We start from the raw sequence: 15,282 nt of genomic DNA, 5'->3' as shown, positions 1-15,282 counted from the left end.
CCGCAAGCCCGGTATCCGGCGTCGGATTCCGGGCGGATGCCGTTGCACGGGGAGTGGCGCTTGTGGCTCTCGCCGGGCGCCGCCACGCAGGACGACTCGTTCGTGCCGGTAGGGCTCCTGCGTGCACGTCGTGCGGATGACCACGGTGACGGACCCGGCACTGACCGAGATCTTCTTCGGGGACACGCACGAGGCCGGTCTGCCTCTCAAGGGCTCCCAGGGGTTCGGTCGGCTCGACGGATCGCGGGGCGTCTACCGGGCGAACTGCCGGACCGGGCCCGTGATCTTCATGGTGGATCAGTTGGACAAGCCGACGGACGAGGGCGTCGACCTCACGCGCGAGCTGCTGCCCGGCTATGTCGCCGTCGAGGCCGAGCGCATCGGGTGCGGCCCGGAGAAGGTGACGCTGCCGAACGCCTGGGTGCGGGCGGGGGCCGGGCCCCGGTGGGCGGGCGGAACGGGCGATACTGTGCGGACACCCCGGCCGAAGATACGAGGAGCCCGCATCATGCTCACCGCCGCACCGGTCGGCGCACCCGGATGAGGGGGCGCGCGAAGCCGCCGTCGGCGCCGTTGCCGCAGCGGGACGGGATCGATCCGGTCCGGCTGCGGCTCCCCGAGGATCCGGGCGGCCGGTGGGCGACGGTACGCGATCATCTGCTGGCGCGGTTCGCGGGTGCGATCGGGGCGGCGCGGGTGGACGCCATGCTCGCCGAGGGCCGGTTCGTCTCCGTACAGGGCCCGGTGTCCGCCGACGAGCCGTACATCGCCGGCCGGTACATCTGGTTCCACCGGGATTTCGCACCGGAGGAGCCGGTGCCGTTCCCGGTCGGCGTCGTCCACCGCGACGAGCACGTCGTGATCGCCGACAAGCCGCACTTCCTGGCGACGACACCGCGCGGCCGGCACATCACGGAGACCGCGGTGGCCCGGTTGCGCCGCGAGCTGGACCTGCCCGAGCTGCAGCCCGCGCACCGGCTGGACCGGCTGACCGCGGGCCTCGTCCTCTTCGTCGTGCGGCCCGAGGAGCGGGGCGCGTACCAGACGATGTTCCGGGACCGCTCGGTGCTCAAGGAGTACGAGGCGGTGGCACCGTACGACCCCGAACTGGCCTTCCCGCGGACCGTACGCAGCCGCATCGTGAAGGAACGCGGGGTCATCGCCGCCCGCGAGGAGCCGGGCGAGCCGAACAGCGAGAGCCGGATCGAGCTGCTGGAGCACCGGGAAGGTCTCGGCCGGTACCGGCTGCTGCCCGCCACCGGACGCACCCATCAGCTACGGGTCCATATGAACAGTCTGGGGCTGCCGCTCGTCCACGACCCGGTCTACCCGGTGGTCCGGCCGGAGGGTGCGACCGACGACTGGTCGCACCCTCTCCAACTCCTGGCCCGGGTGCTGGAGTTCACCGATCCGGTCACGGGCGGGCCGCGCCGCTTCGAGAGCGGGCTGCGGCTCTGCGCATGGCCCGGACCGGTGAGCCGCGGTTCTCAGTGACCGCGGGCGATCCACTCGTCCAGATGCGGAGCCTCCGCGCCGATGGTCGTGGAATCGCCGTGCCCGGTACGGACGGTGGTCTCCGGCGGCAGGGCGAGCAGCCGGTCCCTGATCGACGCGACGATCGTCGGGAAGTGGGAGAAGGACCGACCGGTGGCACCGGGGCCGCCCTGGAAGAGCGTGTCACCCGTGAAGACGGTGGACAGCTCGGGGACGTAGAGGCACACGGCGCCCGGGGCATGACCGGGGGTGCTCAGGACCTGGAGCGTCGTTCCGGCGATCTCCAGCTCCTGGCCGTCGGCCAGTTCGCCGTCCGGGGCGCGGTCCGGGTGGGTCTGCTTCCACAGCGGCAGGTCGTCGGGGTGCAGCAGGACCGGTGCGCCGGTGGCGTCGGCGAGGGCCGGGGCCGCGTCGATGTGGTCGTTGTGCGCGTGCGTGCAGACGATGGCGCGCAGCGTACGGCCGTTCAGTGCGGCCTCGATGGCGGCGGCGTCATGGGCGGCGTCGATGACGATCGCCTCGGTGTCGTCGCCGACGATCCAGACGTTGTTGTCGACGTCCCACTCCCCGCCGTCGAGGGCGAAGGTGCCGGAGGTGACGAGGTGGTCGATGCGGGCGGTCATCAGAAGACCACCACCGAGCGCAGCACGTCGCCTTCGTGCATCCGGGTGAATGCCTGCTCGATGTCGCCGAGTCCGATGGTCTCGGTGACGAACGCGCCGAGATCGATCCGGCCCTGCTGGTGCAGGTCGATGAGCATCGGGAAGTCGCGCGAGGGCAGGCAGTCGCCGTACCAGGAGGACTTGAGCGAACCGCCGCGGCCGAAGACGTCGATGAGCGGCAGTTCCAGCTGCATCTCCGGGGTCGGGACGCCGACCAGGACGACGGTGCCTGCGAGGTCGCGGGCGTAGAAGGCCTGCTTGTACGTCTCCGGGCGGCCGACCGCCTCGATGACGACGTCCGCGCCGTTGCCGTCGGTCAGGGAGCGGATCGCCTCGACCGGGTCGGTGGAGCGGGAGTTGACGGTGTGCGTGGCGCCCATCGTCTTCGCCGTCTCCAGCTTGCGGTCGTCGATGTCCACGGCGATGATCTTCGCTGCGCCGGCCAGCCGCGCGCCCGCGACCGCCGCGTCGCCGACACCGCCGCAGCCGAACACGGCGACCGAGTCGCCGCGGCCGACCTGCCCGGTGTTGATGGCGGCGCCGATGCCTGCCATCACTCCACAGCCGAGCAGCCCGGCGACGGCCGGGGAGACCTCCGGGTCGACCTTGGTGCACTGACCGGCGGCGACCAGGGTCTTCTCGGCGAATGCGCCGATACCGAGTGCCGGCGACAGCTCCGTGCCGTCGAGCAGCGTCATCCTCTGCTTGGCGTTGTGGGTGTTGAAGCAGTACCAGGGGCGGCCGCGCAGGCACGCACGACACTGCCCGCACACGGCACGCCAGTTGAGGATGACGAAGTCGCCGGGCTCGACGTCCGTGACCCCCTCGCCGACGGACTCCACCACGCCCGAGGCCTCGTGGCCGAGCAGGAAGGGGAAGTCGTCGTTGATGCCGCCCTGCTTGTAGTGGAGATCGGTGTGACAGACGCCGCACGCCTGGATCTTCACCACGGCCTCGCCGGGGCCCGGGTCCGGGATCACGATCGTCTCGACCCGTACCGGCTCGTTCTTCCCCGGTGCGATGACTCCTTGCACCTGCTGCGACATACCGTGGTCTCCCTGTTTCCGTCTCTTTGCGAAGATCGATCGCGAACAACCGTACGCCCCGCGAGGGTGTCACGGCGGCGCGCCGCGTTGGCGGGAAACGACTGCCGACCGCCTGGCGGGCCGTACCGGTTTCGGTCAGATTACGCATATCAGTGAACTGCCGTGCTTTCCGGGTGGTCCTTCGATACACAGGGGCCGCCGAATCAGTACCTGCGGGGGCAGGGGGCGTGTGGTCCACCAGCAGTGGAATCACTGATCATGGGGGAAGTACCTTGACGGAGATCACCGAATTCACCGAACCCGCCGAAATCACTGAGAAGACGGGGCGGACAGGGCGGCGCACCGACGGACCGGAGCCGGGTTCCGGGGCGGCGGCGTCCGTGGCGCCGGTCGGCGGACTCGTGCCGTACACCGACGCGTTGCCCGTCCCGCCGGTGCTGCGCCCGCAGACCGGTGACGTGCTCCGCGAGACGGAGATCGCACTGTCGCCCACCTGGGTGCGGCTGCACGCGCAGCTGCCGCCGACGCTGATGTGGGGATACAACGGCACGGTGCCGGGACCGACCATCGAGGTGCGGCGCGGGGAGCGGGTCAGGATCGCCTGGACCAACCTCATCCCCAGGGGCAGCGAGTACCCGGTCACGGCGGTGGAGGTCGGCCCGGTCAAGCAGGGCGAACCGGCGCCGCACAACCGTCCCGGACGCGACGGCGTCGAGCCGAACCCGGATGTCGCCGCGCTGCCCGCCTGGACGGTGACGCATCTGCACGGCGCGCAGACCGGTGGCGGCAACGACGGCTGGGCGGACAACGCGGTCGGCTTCGGCGACGCGCAGCTCTCGGAGTACCCGAACGACCACCAGGCCACCCAGTGGTGGTACCACGACCATGCCATGAACATCACCCGGTGGAACGTGTACGCCGGGCTCGTCGGCACCTATCTGATCAGGGACGACGAGGAGGACGCGCTCGGTCTGCCGTCCGGCGACCGGGAGTTGCCGCTGATCCTGGCCGACCGCAATCTGGACACCGACGAGGACGGCCGGCTCAACGGGCGGCTGCTGCACAAGACGACGGTGATCTCCGAGGCCGACCCGGAGACCGGGAAGCCGGTGTCGTTGCCGTTCTTCGGCCCGTACACGACGGTCAACGGCCGTATCTGGCCCCATCTGGACGTGGACGACGCGTGGTACCGCTTCCGGCTGGTCAACGCGTCCAACGCGCGGATCTACGACCTGGTGCTGGTCGACGAGGACAACAACCCGGTCCCGGGCGTGATCCGGCAGATCGGCAGTGACGGCGGGCTGTTGCCTCGCCCGGTGCCGGTCGACTTCGACGAGTTGCTGCCGCAGCTGACGATCGCCCCGGCCGAGCGGATGGATCTGCTGATCGACTTCTCGGCGCTGGCCGGCCGCCGAGTACGGCTGGTCAACCGCGGCAAGCTCGCGCCGGGGGTGCCGGACCCGGCCACGAACGTGCCGTTCCCGCAGGTGATGGAGTTCCGGGTACGGGAGACGGGGCAGCGGGACGGTTTCGAGCTGCCCGAGGTGCTGTCCGGTTCCTTCCGGCGGTACGAGCACGGCCGGGTGGAGCACGGGCACCGGCTCGTGGTGCTGACGGTGCCCGGCACGGTCGGCGGCGGCGGCCACCCGGAGATCTGGGAGATGACGGAGGTCGAGGACGCCGCCGATGTGCAGGTGCCCTCGGACGGTGTCATCCAGGTCCGGGGCGAGGACGGCACGGTGCGTACGTACCACAGGATCGCGCGGACCTTCAACGACGGGCTCGGCTTCACGGTGGGCGAAGGCGCCTTCGAGCAGTGGTCGTTCCTCAACCTGGGCGGTCCGACGCATCCGATGCACATCCATCTGGCGGACTTCCAGGTGATGGGCCGGGAGGCGTACGAGCTCGACGGCTTCGACCCGGCACTCGGTGGAACCCGCTCCCCCGTGGCGTTCGACCATGGCACCACGATCCCCACGGCACCGAACGAGCAGGGCTGGAAGGACGTCTTCCGGGTGCCTGCCGGGCAGTTGGTGAAGGTGCTCGGGAAGTTCGACGGGGCGTACGGGCGGTTCATGTACCACTGCCATCTCCTGGAGCACGAGGACATGGGCATGATGCGGCCGTTCGTCGTGATGCCGCCCGAGGCGGTGAAGTTCGACCACGGCGCCGGGCACGGCGGCCATCACGGGCACAGCGGCTGACCATGCGTACCGGCTGAACCGACGGCCCCCGCGGAGCGATTCCGCGGGGGCCGTCGTGCGTCCGGGCAGCCGTGGCTCAGGGTGCGAGCACGTCCAGCTCGTGCAGGGCGCCCACCGCGATCTCCTTCGTCAGCCGCTCCGCCGCCACCGTGTCGCCCTCGCGCACCGCTTCGGCGAGCCGGACGTGGAGGGTGACCGCGGCCGGGTCGGGGTCCTCGAACATCACCTGGTGGTGGGTGCGGCCCGCCAGGACCTCGGCGACGACATCGCCGAGGCGCGCGAACATCTCGTTGCCGGAGGCGTTGAGCACGATCCGGTGGAACGCGATGTCGTGCTCCAGATAGCCCTCCAGCTGCTGGCCGCGCGAGGTGGCGACCATGCCGAGCGCGCACTCGGTGAGGGCCGCGCACTGCTCCGGGGTGGCGTTACGGGCGGCGAGGCCGGCCGCGACCGGTTCGATCGCCGAGCGGAGCACGGTCAGGGAGCGCAGCTGGCGCGGACGGTCGGCACCGGCCAGCCGCCACCGGATGACCTGCGGATCGTAGACATTCCACGCCTCGGTCGGCTGCACGGTCACGCCGACCCGGCGCCGGGACTCGACCAGGTGCATGGATTCGAGGACGCGGACGACTTCGCGGACGACCGTGCGCGAGACGTCGAAGCGCCGGGCCAGCTCGTCGGTACGCAGTACCTGCCCCGGCCGGTGCTCCCCCGCGGCGATCTCCAGACCCAGGGTGTCCAGCACATGTGTATGCAGCCCAGGGCCCTGTGTGGTCATGAGCACAGCCTACGGGGCACCCTTCGGGAACAAAAAGTACGACGTTTATGTCACAGCATCTTGAATAAGTCGTACGTATGGGTTTCAGTAGCGCGACGGACCGATGTCGAGGAAGACGTCGAAGAAGACAGCGAGGCACCACCAATGAGCACCCCCCACGTCGTCGTGGTGATGGGCGTCGCAGGGACCGGCAAGACCACGATCGGCCCCCTGCTCGCCACCGAACTCGGCGTTCCGTACGCCGAGGGCGATGACTTCCATCCCGCGGCGAACATCGCCAAGATGTCGGCCGGTACCCCATTGGACGACTCCGACCGGTGGCCCTGGCTCGATGCGATCGGTCAGTGGGCGCACGGCCGGGCGGGGCTCGGCGGGGTGGTGAGCAGCTCGGCGCTCAAGCGCGTCTACCGGGACCGGCTGCGCGCCGAGGCCCCCGGTGCCGTCTTCCTCCATCTGACCGGCGACCGGGCTCTGATCGAGGAGCGCATGGCGGAGCGCAAGGGCCACTTCATGCCCACCGCACTGCTCGACTCGCAGTTCGCCACCCTGCAGCCGCTGCAGGAGGACGAGGCCGGAGTCTCGGTCGACGTGTCCGGCACCCCTGAAGAAATCACCCAGCGAGCCGTCGCCGCGTTGCGCCGGCTCGAAAACTAAGGATCACCACCGTGACCAGTCTCAGCGTCGAGATGCTGGCAGCGGATGCCGTCGAACCGATCACTTCGGCAGGCAACGCGCAGTTGGGCATCGCAGTTCTGGCGGGCATCGCCGTCATCGTTCTGCTCATCACCAAGTTCAAGATGCACGCGTTTCTCGCGCTGACCATCGGCTCGCTGGCGCTCGGCTCGTTCGCCGGCGCCGCACCGGTCAAGACGATCGCCAGCTTCACCGCCGGCCTCGGCTCGACCGTCGCGGGTGTCGGTGTCCTCATCGCGCTCGGCGCCATTCTGGGCAAGCTGCTCGCCGACTCCGGCGGCGCGGACCAGATCGTCGACACGATCCTCGCGAAGGCGAGCGGGCGGGCCATGCCGTGGGCGATGGTCCTGATCGCCTCGATCATCGGTCTGCCGCTGTTCTTCGAGGTCGGGATCGTGCTGATGATCCCGGTGGTGCTGCTCGTCGCCAAGCGCGGCAACTACTCCCTGATGCGGATCGGTATCCCGGCGCTGGCCGGACTCTCCGTGATGCACGGGCTGATTCCGCCGCACCCCGGCCCGCTGGTGGCGATCGACGCCCTCGGCGCCAATCTCGGTGTCACGCTGGCGCTGGGTGTGCTGGTCGCCATCCCGACCGTGATCATCGCTGGGCCGGTCTTCTCCCGTTACGCCGCGCGCTGGGTGGACATCAAGGCTCCGGAGAAGATGATTCCGCAGCGTCCTTCGGAGGAGCTGGACCGTCGGCCCAGCTTCGGCGCCACCCTGGCGACGATTCTGCTGCCGGTCGTGCTGATGCTGGTCAAGGCCCTGGTCGACATCGTCGTGGACGACCCGGAGCAGAGCGTCCAGCGGGTCACCGATGTGATCGGCTCGCCGTTGATCGCGCTGCTCGCGGCCGTCATAGTCGGCATGTTCACGCTGGGCCGGGCGGCCGGTTTCACCAAGGGCCGGCTCTCCACCACCGTCGAGAAGTCCCTCGCCCCGATCGCGGGTGTGCTGCTGATCGTGGGTGCGGGCGGCGGTTTCAAGCAGACCCTCATCGACGCCGGTGTGGGCCAGATGATCCTGGACTTCTCCAAGGACTGGTCGATCCCGGCACTGCTGCTGGGCTGGCTGATCGCCGTCGCGATCCGGCTGGCGACCGGTTCGGCGACCGTGGCCACCATCTCCGCAGCCGGTCTGGTCGCCCCGCTGGCCGCCGACATGTCGACGTCCCACGCCGCTCTGCTGGTCCTCGCCGTCGGCGCGGGCTCGCTCTTCTTCAGCCATGTCAACGACGCCGGTTTCTGGCTGGTGAAGGAGTACTTCGGCATGAACGTCGGCCAGACGGTGAAGACCTGGTCGGTGATGGAGACCATCATCTCCGTGGTCTCGCTGGCCTTCATCCTGCTGCTGTCGCTAGTCCTCTAGCGAGCGGCTGCCCGCACGGTCCTCCCCCCACAGCGCATGCTGTGACCGTGCCCAATGGCGCTCGACCGACCCGGTGCGCATGCCACGGCGTGCCTCCGGGTCGGCGAGCGCCATCGCCATGTGCCCGGCCAGCACGATCCCGATCGCAAGCGCCAGCCAGTCGTGGACGAACGTCGCGCTCGTGCGCCACATCAGCGGTGCGAGGCCGGTGAACCACATCAGCGCGCCGGTGCCGGTCATCACCAGTACCGCTCCCGCGATCCAGGCCGCGTACAGCTTCTGCCCGGCGTTGAACTTTCCGGCCGGACGCGCCTCGGGCCGGTGGTCGCGGCGCCACACCGCCCGCAGCCACTGACGGTCGTGCGGCCCGAAACGGTTGAGCCGGGACAGATCGGCCCGGAACGCCCGTGACAGCAGACCGGCCAGGAACGGCAGGGGGGTCAGCACCCCGGACCACTCGTGCACGGTGACCACCGAACGGCGACGGCCGACGACCTCGGCGAGCTGGGGTACGTACAGACACGCCGCACTCGCCACGCACAGCAGCATCAGCGTGGCCGTACCGCGGTGCACCCAGCGTTCCGCACCGCTGAAGCGCCGCACACGCTCCACGGGGTCAGGCAGTGGGGGCGTCGTCGCGGCCGTTGGACCGGCCGACCCAGGCGTCGACGTCATAGCCGAGCTCCTCCCAGTAGCCGGGCCGCACGGAGTCGGTGACGGTGATCCCGGAGAGCCATTTCGCCGACTTGTAGAAGTACATCGGGGCCACGTAGAGCCGGACCGGACCGCCGTGGGAGTGGGCCAGCGGCCGGTCCTGCATGCGCAGCGCGACCAGCACGTCGGCGCGGCGGGCCTGCGCAAGGGTGAGGCTCTCGCTGTAGGCGCCGTCGAAGCAGGTGAAGCGGACGGCCTTCGCCCCGGGCCGTACGCCCGCCGCGTCCAGCAGTGCCGAGAGGCGTACCCCCTCGAAGGGGGTCTCGGGCACCCGCCAGCCGGTGACGCACTGGACATCGCGGACCATGCGGGTCTGCGGCAGCGCCTTCAGGGCGTCCAGGGTGTATGCGGCCGGGTGGTCGACCAGCCCGTCGACGGTCAGCCGGTAGTCGTCCGCACCTTTCTCCGGTACGGACGAGGCGACGGAGTAGTAGCGGAAGCCGCCGCCGTTGGGGAGCAGGCCGGTCAGGCCGGTGGGGTCCTTGTCGGCGACCGCTCCCAGCGCGGATTCCAGCGTGCGTTGCAGCACGGGCGCAGCGACGACTCCGGCGGCGCCGAGACCGAGCATGGCCAGGACGACACGGCGTCCCAGGGGTGTGCCATCGGCGTCGGGAGGGCGACTGTTCACCCGGCCATTCGAGCATCTGCGGCCGCAGGTCACCAGGGGTGGCGGGCACCTGCCCGTACCCGATGTCAACTCTTCTCGTTTCCGGCACAGTTGACGACCCCCGATCGGGTGCGCGTTCCGGCGCCGCGCCCGGCCGGACATGTCAGACTTGGCGCCATGTCGAACCGTGAACCTCTCAAGCCCTTTCTGCTCGCCTTTCCCGGGCCGCTGCGCGACCGGCTGGTGGGGGCGGTGCTCGCCGGTGAGAAGGTGTCGACGACCGGGCTGCTCGCGGAGTACGTGGCGGAGAAGGAGGAACTGCCTCCGGTGGGCGAGCGGTCCGCGCTGATCGACTCGGACGGCCGGGAGACCGCGGTGCTGGAGGTGACGGAGGTTCGGGTGCTGCGCCTCGGCGACGTCGATCTTCAGCATGCGATCGACGAGGGCGAGGGCTACGCCTCGGTGGCCGAGTGGCGTGCGGGTCACGAGAAGTTCTGGCACAGCCAGGAGATGCGAGGGGCGCTCGGCGACCCGGAGTTCACGGTCGACGACGACACCATGGTCGTCGCCGAACGGTTCCGGGTCGTCGAGCTGCTGGATCCCGTCGTGGCCGCGGTGCGGCGATAGGCGGGGTCCGCCGGTTCTCTACGCCTTCGGGGCGGGGATCTCGCGGCAGAATGCCCATGCCGTACGCAGGTCCGTCGGGCCGGACGATGGTTCCGGGGTCGAGGTCCAGGCAGTCCTCGCCCTGCGGGCGCCGGTCGAGCCGCGATCCCGTCATCGCGTCGAGCCCGGACGGCAGTTGCGGACGGATCTCGCCGCCCGACGGGCGGGCGTATCGGACGCCGCGGGCCGGGCGGGACTTCGCGCCCTCCTAGGACGTGGCCTGGGCGGCCGCCCGCCCCGCCGCCCGGCCGGAGAAGATGCAGCCGCCGAGGAAGGTTCCTTCGAGGGAGCGGTACCCGTGCACCCCGCCGCCGCCGAAGCCCGCCGCCTCCCCCGCCGCGTACACACCGGGCAGGGGCGTGCCGTCCTCGGTCAGCACCCGGGAGGACAGGTCCGTCTCCAGTCCGCCGAGCGACTTGCGGGTCAGGATGTTGAGCCGTACCGCGATCAGCGGGCCGGCCTTGGGGTCGAGGATGCGGTGCGGCGGCGCCGTACGGATCAGCTTGTCGCCGAGATAGGTGCGGGCCCCGCGGATCGCGGTGATCTGGAGGTCCTTGGTGAAGGGGTTGGCGATCTCACGGTCGCGTGCGGTGATCTCGCGGCGCAGTTCGGCCTCGTCGATCAGCGACTCGTCGGTGAGCGCGTTCATCCCGCGGACCAGTGCGCCGAGGTCCTTCTCGACCACGAAGTCCACCCCGTGGTCCATGAAAGCCTTCACCGGGGCCGGTACGTCCGCGCGGGCCCGGCCGATCACGTCACGGATCGACTTACCGGTCAGGTCGGGGTTCTGCTCGGAGCCGGAGAGCGCGAACTCCTTGCCGATGATCTTCTGGTCGAGGACGAACCAGGTGTAGTCGTGGCCGGACTTCATGATGTGTTCGAGGGTGCCGAGGGTGTCGAAGCCCGGGAAGAGCGGGACCGGCAGCCGCTTGCCCCGGGCGTCCAGCCAGAGCGAGGACGGACCCGGCAGGATCCGGATGCCGTGCTCGGCCCAGATCGGGTTCCAGTTCTCGATGCCCTCGGTGTAGTGCCACATCCGGTCGCGGTTGATGTGGTGGGCGCCCGCTTCCTCGGTGATGCCGAGCATCAGCCCGTCGACATGGGCGGGGACCCCGGAGAGCATCTTCGCGGGCGGGGTGCCGAGCCGTTCGGGCCACTGCTTGCGTACGAGGTCGTGGTTGCCGCCGATGCCGCCGGAGGTGACGATCACCGCCTGGGCCTTCAGCTCGAACGTGCCGGTCGTCACCCGGCTGCTCGCGGTGCCCCGGGCGGCGGCGCTCGGCTCCAGGATCTCGCCGCTCACCGTGTCGACGGCGCCCGCGGTGCGGCCGAGACCGGTGACCCGGTGGCGGAATCCGAACTGTACGAGGCCCTTGGCGACGCCCGCGCGGACCCTGCGCTCGAAGGGGGCGACGACGCCGGGACCGGTGCCCCAGGTGATGTGGAAGCGGGGTACGGAGTTGCCGTGGCCGGTCGCGTCGTAGCCGCCGCGCTCCGCCCAGCCGACGACGGGGAAGAGCCGCAACCCCTGCGCGTGCAGCCAGGAGCGCTTCTCACCGGCCGCGAAGTCCACGTACGCCTCGGCCCACTTCCGTGGCCAGTGGTCCTCCTTGCGGTCGAAGCCCGCCGTGCCGAGCCAGTCCTGGAGGGCCAGCTCATGGCTGTCCTTGATCCGCATCCGGCGCTGCTCGGGCGAGTCGACGAGGAAGAGACCGCCGAAGGACCAGTGTGCCTGGCCGCCGATCGACTGTTCGGGCTCCTGGTCGAGCAGGATCACCGAGCGGCCCGCATCGACCAGCTCGGCGGTGGCCACCAGACCCGCGAGCCCCGCCCCGATAACGATCACATCAGCGTCGTACGCCATGGGTTCCATCCTTGTCGGGGCGATCCGGTCACGGTCACGGTGACCGTCCGGCCAGGGAGCTGGAAGTTACTCGTGCGTCAGATCCTCTGCATCGGCCGCCGCGGCGTCAACCGCCCGGTCGGCGGCGCTCCGGCCGCACCCGCGGGGCGCAGGCGCTATCGTCGAAACAAATCACCCACTTCTGGCCTGACTTGAGGTAGAAGCGTGTCGGTGCTGGTCCTCGTGCTCGCCGTGAGTGCCGCCTGCTGTCTGGGATTCGGTTTCGTCCTGCAGCAGGCCGCCGCTTCGCACGCCCCGAGGAGCGACTATCTCTCCTTCCGGCTGCTGCTGGACCTGATGCGGGTGCCGAGCTGGCTGGCCGGGATCGGGCTGATGGTCTGCGGCATGGTGCTGGGCGCCCTGGCCCTGGGCAAGGGCGAGGTGTCCGTCGTCGAACCCCTGCTGGCGACCAATCTGCTCTTCGCGATGGCCCTGTCGCGCCATCGCACGGGGCAGCGGCTCGGCCGGCAGGGCTGGGCCGGGCTCTGGCTGCTGGCGGGCGGCGTGGCCGCCTTTCTGGTGGCGGGCCAGCCGCAGGGCGGCGAGGCGGTGACCAGTCCGCTGCGGCACTGGCTGGTGATCGGCGTGGTCGTGGGCGCGGCCCTGCTGCTCACCACCTTCGCCAAGCGCTCGCAGTCCGGGGCCGCCCCGGCGCTCCTCGCGGTGGCGGCCGGACTGCTGTACGGACTCCAGGACGCCCTCACCCGGCTCAGCGGCCAGCGCCTGTCCGAAGGGGGCTGGACAGAACTGGTGACGTCGTGGCAGCCGTACGGGGTGGCGGCGCTGGGGGTGACGGGTCTGCTCCTGGTGCAGAGCGCGTTCGAGACGGGCCCGCTGCGCGTCTCACTGCCTCCGCTGACCGCATCCCAGCCGCTGGCCGGGATCGCCTGCGGGGTCGGCTTCCTCGGCGACCGGTTGCGTACCGACACCGGCGCACTGACCTGGCAGGCGGTGGGCCTCGTGGCGATCGTCGTCGGGATCGTGCTGCTGGGCCTGCATCCGGCGATGCCGGAAGGGCCCATGAGCGGGCGCCGGGAAAAGAGCCTCCAGCCGAACTGACCGGAGTCTGTCCGGTCACAGGGGGGCGCCCGCCTGGTTATTAATAATGGCCAGCATTACAGTGGCCTCATGGCGAGAATGTCAGGGCAGGAGACCAGGGACAAGCTGATCCGCGCGGCCGAGGAGATCTTCGCCGCGCAGGGCACGGACGGCGCCCAGCTGCGGGACATCGTCCGGCTCGCCGGGCAGAGCAACCCCTCCGCGGTCCAGTACCACTTCGGCTCCCGGGCCGGGCTGCTCGACGCGGTGATGGAAGGCCGCCAGACCCGTACCGAACAGGTGATCGCGCCGCTGCTCGACGAGCTGGCCGGGGACTGTGGCGTACGGGAACTGCTCACCGCGCTGGTGACGGCCGAGGCGAGCCTGCTCGCCGACGACCGGGGCCGCCGCTGTCTGCGGATCTCGGCCCAGCTCAGCCATGAGACCGGGCTGCGCACCGGCCGGTTGCACCCCGCCCTGGACGGCACCGCCTACGGGCGGCTGATCGGCCGCATCGGGGACTGCCTGGGCGCACTGCCCGGACCCGTGCGCCTGGAACGCCTGGACCTGGCGCTCACCCTGATCGGCGCGGCGCTGGCCGACCGTGCCCGCCAGGGTCTCGACGGCACCCGGCCGCTGACCGGCGAGGAGTTCTTCCTCGCCGATCTCGTCGAGACCACCACCGCGTTCCTGCACGCGCCCGTGCCGGGCGGCGCGTGAACCATCCGCACCACATGAGGGGCAGTGTCATGACCGACAAGAACAAGCTCAGCGACAAGACCGTCATCATCACCGGCGGCGCCCGGGGCCTCGGCGCCGAGGCCGCCCGCCTCGCCGTTGCGGGCGGCGCCCATGTGGTGATCACCGATGTGCTCGACGACGAGGGAGCCGAAACCGCCGCCGCCCTCGGGGCGCAGGCCCGCTTCATGCACCACGACGTGACCTCCGAGAAGGACTGGCAGCGCGTCGCCGAATTCGCCGTCGCCGAATTCGGGCGGATCGACGGCCTGGTCAACAACGCCGGCGTATCGACCGGTCAGCCGCTGGAGACCGAGACGGTCGAGCACTTCCGCAAGGTCATCGACATCAACCTGACGGCCGTCTTCATCGGCATGAGGACGGTGATCCCGGTGATGAAGGAGAACGGCGGCGGTTCGATCGTCAACATCTCCTCGGCCGCCGGTCTGATGGGCCTCGCCCTGACCTCCAGCTACGGCGCCTCCAAGTGGGGGGTCCGCGGTCTGACGAAGGTCGGCGCGGTGGAGCTCGGCACGGCGAAGATACGGGTGAACTCCGTGCACCCGGGCATGGTCTACACGCCGATGACCGCGTCCGTCGGCATTCAGCAGGGGGACGGCAACTACCCGAACACCCCGATGGGCCGGGTCGGCGAGGCCTCGGAGATCGCGGAGGCGGTCACCTTCCTGCTCTCGGACGCCGCCTCGTACGTCACCGGCGCCGAACTGGCCGTGGACGGCGGCTGGACCACGGGTCCGACCGTCAAGTACGTCATGGGCCAGTGATCACTGTCAGCGGCCTGATGTTGGATGAGGGGCATGACTCCTTCTGACGAGATCCTGGACATCGTCGACGAGAACGACGTGGTCGTGGGGCAGGCCCCGCGCGGCGAGGCGACCGCGCGGGGCCTGCGCCATCGCTGTGTGTTCATCGAGGCCAGGGATGCCGGGGGCCGGCTCTTCGTGCACCGCAGGACCCCGACCAAACTGGTCTTCCCGTCCCGCTACGACATGTTCGTCGGCGGGGTGGTCGGGGCGGGCGAGTCGTACGACGAGGCGGCGCTGCGGGAGGCCGAGGAGGAGCTGGGGGTCTCCGGCCTCCCCCGCCCCGAGCCGCTGTTCAAGTTCCTCTACGAGAGCGCGGAGCACTCCTGGTGGAGCCACGTCTACCAGGTACGGTGCGAGCTGCCGGTGCACCCCCAGGTGGAGGAGGTCGCCTGGCACACGTTCCTCACCGATGCGGAGCTGGAGCAGCGGCTCGACGACTGGGAGTGGGTGCCGGACGGCCTGGAGACGTACCACCGGCTGCGCGCCTTCCGGGCGGGCGGGACGGCCTCCTGAGCCGGGGTTCGATTGCCGGTCTAAGGTTC

The 15,282-nt window shown here is 70.3% G+C and carries 16 protein-coding genes; 10 read left to right on the top strand and 6 right to left on the bottom strand.

What is annotated here, in order from left to right:
- Positions 1 to 136 precede the first annotated feature (136 nt).
- Together GA0115254_RS05335 and GA0115254_RS05330 are read left to right on the top strand one after the other, a co-directional pair.
- On the top strand, positions 137 to 544 hold the full coding sequence (locus tag GA0115254_RS05335) for a hypothetical protein (protein ID WP_141720766.1): 408 nt from the start codon (positions 137 to 139) through the stop codon (positions 542 to 544).
- The gene (locus GA0115254_RS05330; protein WP_093894115.1) at positions 541 to 1,494 is read left to right on the top strand and encodes an RluA family pseudouridine synthase; all 954 of its coding nucleotides are present in this window, start codon (positions 541 to 543) and stop codon (positions 1,492 to 1,494) included. Before GA0115254_RS05335 ends, GA0115254_RS05330 begins: the two co-directional genes overlap by 4 nt.
- Here the strand turns inward: GA0115254_RS05330 and GA0115254_RS05325 are convergent.
- Entirely contained in the window at positions 1,488 to 2,117 is a 630-nt protein-coding gene (locus tag GA0115254_RS05325; protein ID WP_093894114.1) for an MBL fold metallo-hydrolase, read from the bottom strand. The two genes, GA0115254_RS05330 and GA0115254_RS05325, sit on opposite strands and share 7 nt — an antisense overlap.
- Positions 2,117 to 3,202 (bottom strand): S-(hydroxymethyl)mycothiol dehydrogenase, encoded by a 1,086-nt coding sequence (locus tag GA0115254_RS05320; RefSeq protein WP_093894113.1) that lies wholly within the window; start codon positions 3,200 to 3,202, stop codon positions 2,117 to 2,119. Before GA0115254_RS05320 ends, GA0115254_RS05325 begins: the two co-directional genes overlap by 1 nt.
- Positions 3,203 to 3,474: 272 nt before the next feature.
- Here GA0115254_RS05320 and phsA point away from each other — a divergent pair, with 272 nt between their 5' ends.
- Positions 3,475 to 5,406, top strand: coding sequence for an O-aminophenol oxidase PhsA (phsA, locus tag GA0115254_RS05315; RefSeq protein WP_093894112.1), 1,932 nt, complete (start codon positions 3,475 to 3,477; stop codon positions 5,404 to 5,406).
- A gap of 76 nt (positions 5,407 to 5,482) precedes the next feature.
- Here the strand turns inward: phsA and GA0115254_RS05310 are convergent, their stop codons facing one another.
- A complete protein-coding gene (locus tag GA0115254_RS05310; protein ID WP_093894172.1) occupies positions 5,483 to 6,184 on the bottom strand; it encodes a FadR/GntR family transcriptional regulator in 702 nt (233 codons plus the stop codon).
- A 144-nt stretch (positions 6,185 to 6,328) separates the two neighbouring features.
- On the opposite strand from GA0115254_RS05310, the gene GA0115254_RS05305 reads away from it, so the two are divergent.
- Both GA0115254_RS05305 and GA0115254_RS05300 read left to right on the top strand, forming a co-directional pair.
- Entirely contained in the window at positions 6,329 to 6,838 is a 510-nt protein-coding gene (locus GA0115254_RS05305; protein ID WP_093894111.1) for a gluconokinase, read from the top strand.
- Positions 6,839 to 6,849: 11 nt separating this feature from the next.
- A complete protein-coding gene (locus GA0115254_RS05300; RefSeq protein WP_093894110.1) occupies positions 6,850 to 8,247 on the top strand; it encodes a GntP family permease in 1,398 nt (465 codons plus the stop codon).
- On the opposite strand, the gene GA0115254_RS05295 is transcribed toward GA0115254_RS05300, so the two are convergent.
- Both GA0115254_RS05295 and GA0115254_RS05290 read right to left on the bottom strand, forming a co-directional pair.
- Entirely contained in the window at positions 8,236 to 8,922 is a 687-nt protein-coding gene (locus GA0115254_RS05295) for a cytochrome b/b6 domain-containing protein (protein ID WP_093894109.1), read from the bottom strand. The two genes, GA0115254_RS05300 and GA0115254_RS05295, sit on opposite strands and share 12 nt — an antisense overlap.
- Complete coding sequence (locus tag GA0115254_RS05290; RefSeq protein ID WP_256102404.1) at positions 8,864 to 9,529, bottom strand: molybdopterin-dependent oxidoreductase; 666 nt, start codon at positions 9,527 to 9,529, stop codon at positions 8,864 to 8,866. The genes GA0115254_RS05295 and GA0115254_RS05290 overlap by 59 nt, the downstream gene beginning before the upstream one ends.
- A 216-nt stretch (positions 9,530 to 9,745) precedes the next feature.
- On the opposite strand from GA0115254_RS05290, the gene GA0115254_RS05285 reads away from it, so the two are divergent.
- A complete protein-coding gene (locus GA0115254_RS05285) occupies positions 9,746 to 10,195 on the top strand; it encodes an ASCH domain-containing protein (protein WP_093894107.1) in 450 nt (149 codons plus the stop codon).
- 247 nt (positions 10,196 to 10,442) lie between these two features.
- On the opposite strand, the gene GA0115254_RS05275 is transcribed toward GA0115254_RS05285, so the two are convergent.
- On the bottom strand, positions 10,443 to 12,098 hold the full coding sequence (locus tag GA0115254_RS05275) for an FAD-binding dehydrogenase (protein ID WP_093894105.1): 1,656 nt from the start codon (positions 12,096 to 12,098) through the stop codon (positions 10,443 to 10,445).
- 204 nt (positions 12,099 to 12,302) lie between these two features.
- On the opposite strand from GA0115254_RS05275, the gene GA0115254_RS05270 reads away from it, so the two are divergent.
- From GA0115254_RS05270 to GA0115254_RS05255, 4 genes are all read left to right on the top strand, one after another.
- On the top strand, positions 12,303 to 13,196 hold the full coding sequence (locus tag GA0115254_RS05270) for a DMT family transporter (protein WP_093894104.1): 894 nt from the start codon (positions 12,303 to 12,305) through the stop codon (positions 13,194 to 13,196).
- A gap of 69 nt (positions 13,197 to 13,265) precedes the next feature.
- On the top strand, positions 13,266 to 13,895 hold the full coding sequence (locus tag GA0115254_RS05265; RefSeq protein ID WP_093894103.1) for a TetR/AcrR family transcriptional regulator: 630 nt from the start codon (positions 13,266 to 13,268) through the stop codon (positions 13,893 to 13,895).
- Between the two features lie 29 nt (positions 13,896 to 13,924).
- On the top strand, positions 13,925 to 14,698 hold the full coding sequence (locus GA0115254_RS05260) for a glucose 1-dehydrogenase (protein ID WP_093894102.1): 774 nt from the start codon (positions 13,925 to 13,927) through the stop codon (positions 14,696 to 14,698).
- A gap of 33 nt (positions 14,699 to 14,731) precedes the next feature.
- Positions 14,732 to 15,253: an NUDIX domain-containing protein gene (locus GA0115254_RS05255; protein WP_093894101.1), complete on the top strand. Its 522-nt coding sequence runs from the start codon at positions 14,732 to 14,734 to the stop codon at positions 15,251 to 15,253.
- The last annotated feature ends 29 nt before the right edge of the window (positions 15,254 to 15,282 follow it).

Source organism: Streptomyces sp. Ncost-T10-10d, from assembly GCF_900091955.1.
Taxonomy (GTDB): Bacteria; Actinomycetota; Actinomycetes; order Streptomycetales; family Streptomycetaceae; genus Streptomyces.
The sequence above is the reverse complement of the archived record's forward strand: the minus strand, read 5'-3'. Positions and strand labels throughout refer to the sequence as shown.

Bases quoted from the DNA above. Each gene is read 5' to 3' on its own strand.
- GA0115254_RS05335 (WP_141720766.1), top strand. From the start codon at position 137: ATGACCACGGTGACGGACCCGGCACTGACCGAGATCTTCTTCGGGGAC.
- GA0115254_RS05330 (WP_093894115.1), top strand. From the start codon at position 541: ATGAGGGGGCGCGCGAAGCCGCCGTCGGCGCCGTTGCCGCAGCGGGAC.
- GA0115254_RS05325 (WP_093894114.1), bottom strand. From the start codon at position 2,117: ATGACCGCCCGCATCGACCACCTCGTCACCTCCGGCACCTTCGCCCTC.
- GA0115254_RS05320 (WP_093894113.1), bottom strand. From the start codon at position 3,202: ATGTCGCAGCAGGTGCAAGGAGTCATCGCACCGGGGAAGAACGAGCCG.
- GA0115254_RS05310 (WP_093894172.1), bottom strand. From the start codon at position 6,184: ATGACCACACAGGGCCCTGGGCTGCATACACATGTGCTGGACACCCTG.
- GA0115254_RS05305 (WP_093894111.1), top strand. From the start codon at position 6,329: ATGAGCACCCCCCACGTCGTCGTGGTGATGGGCGTCGCAGGGACCGGC.
- GA0115254_RS05295 (WP_093894109.1), bottom strand. From the start codon at position 8,922: ATGACGTCGACGCCTGGGTCGGCCGGTCCAACGGCCGCGACGACGCCC.
- GA0115254_RS05290 (WP_256102404.1), bottom strand. From the start codon at position 9,529: ATGCTCGGTCTCGGCGCCGCCGGAGTCGTCGCTGCGCCCGTGCTGCAA.
- GA0115254_RS05285 (WP_093894107.1), top strand. From the start codon at position 9,746: ATGTCGAACCGTGAACCTCTCAAGCCCTTTCTGCTCGCCTTTCCCGGG.
- GA0115254_RS05275 (WP_093894105.1), bottom strand. From the start codon at position 12,098: ATGGCGTACGACGCTGATGTGATCGTTATCGGGGCGGGGCTCGCGGGT.
- GA0115254_RS05265 (WP_093894103.1), top strand. From the start codon at position 13,266: ATGGCGAGAATGTCAGGGCAGGAGACCAGGGACAAGCTGATCCGCGCG.
- GA0115254_RS05260 (WP_093894102.1), top strand. From the start codon at position 13,925: ATGACCGACAAGAACAAGCTCAGCGACAAGACCGTCATCATCACCGGC.
- GA0115254_RS05255 (WP_093894101.1), top strand. From the start codon at position 14,732: ATGACTCCTTCTGACGAGATCCTGGACATCGTCGACGAGAACGACGTG.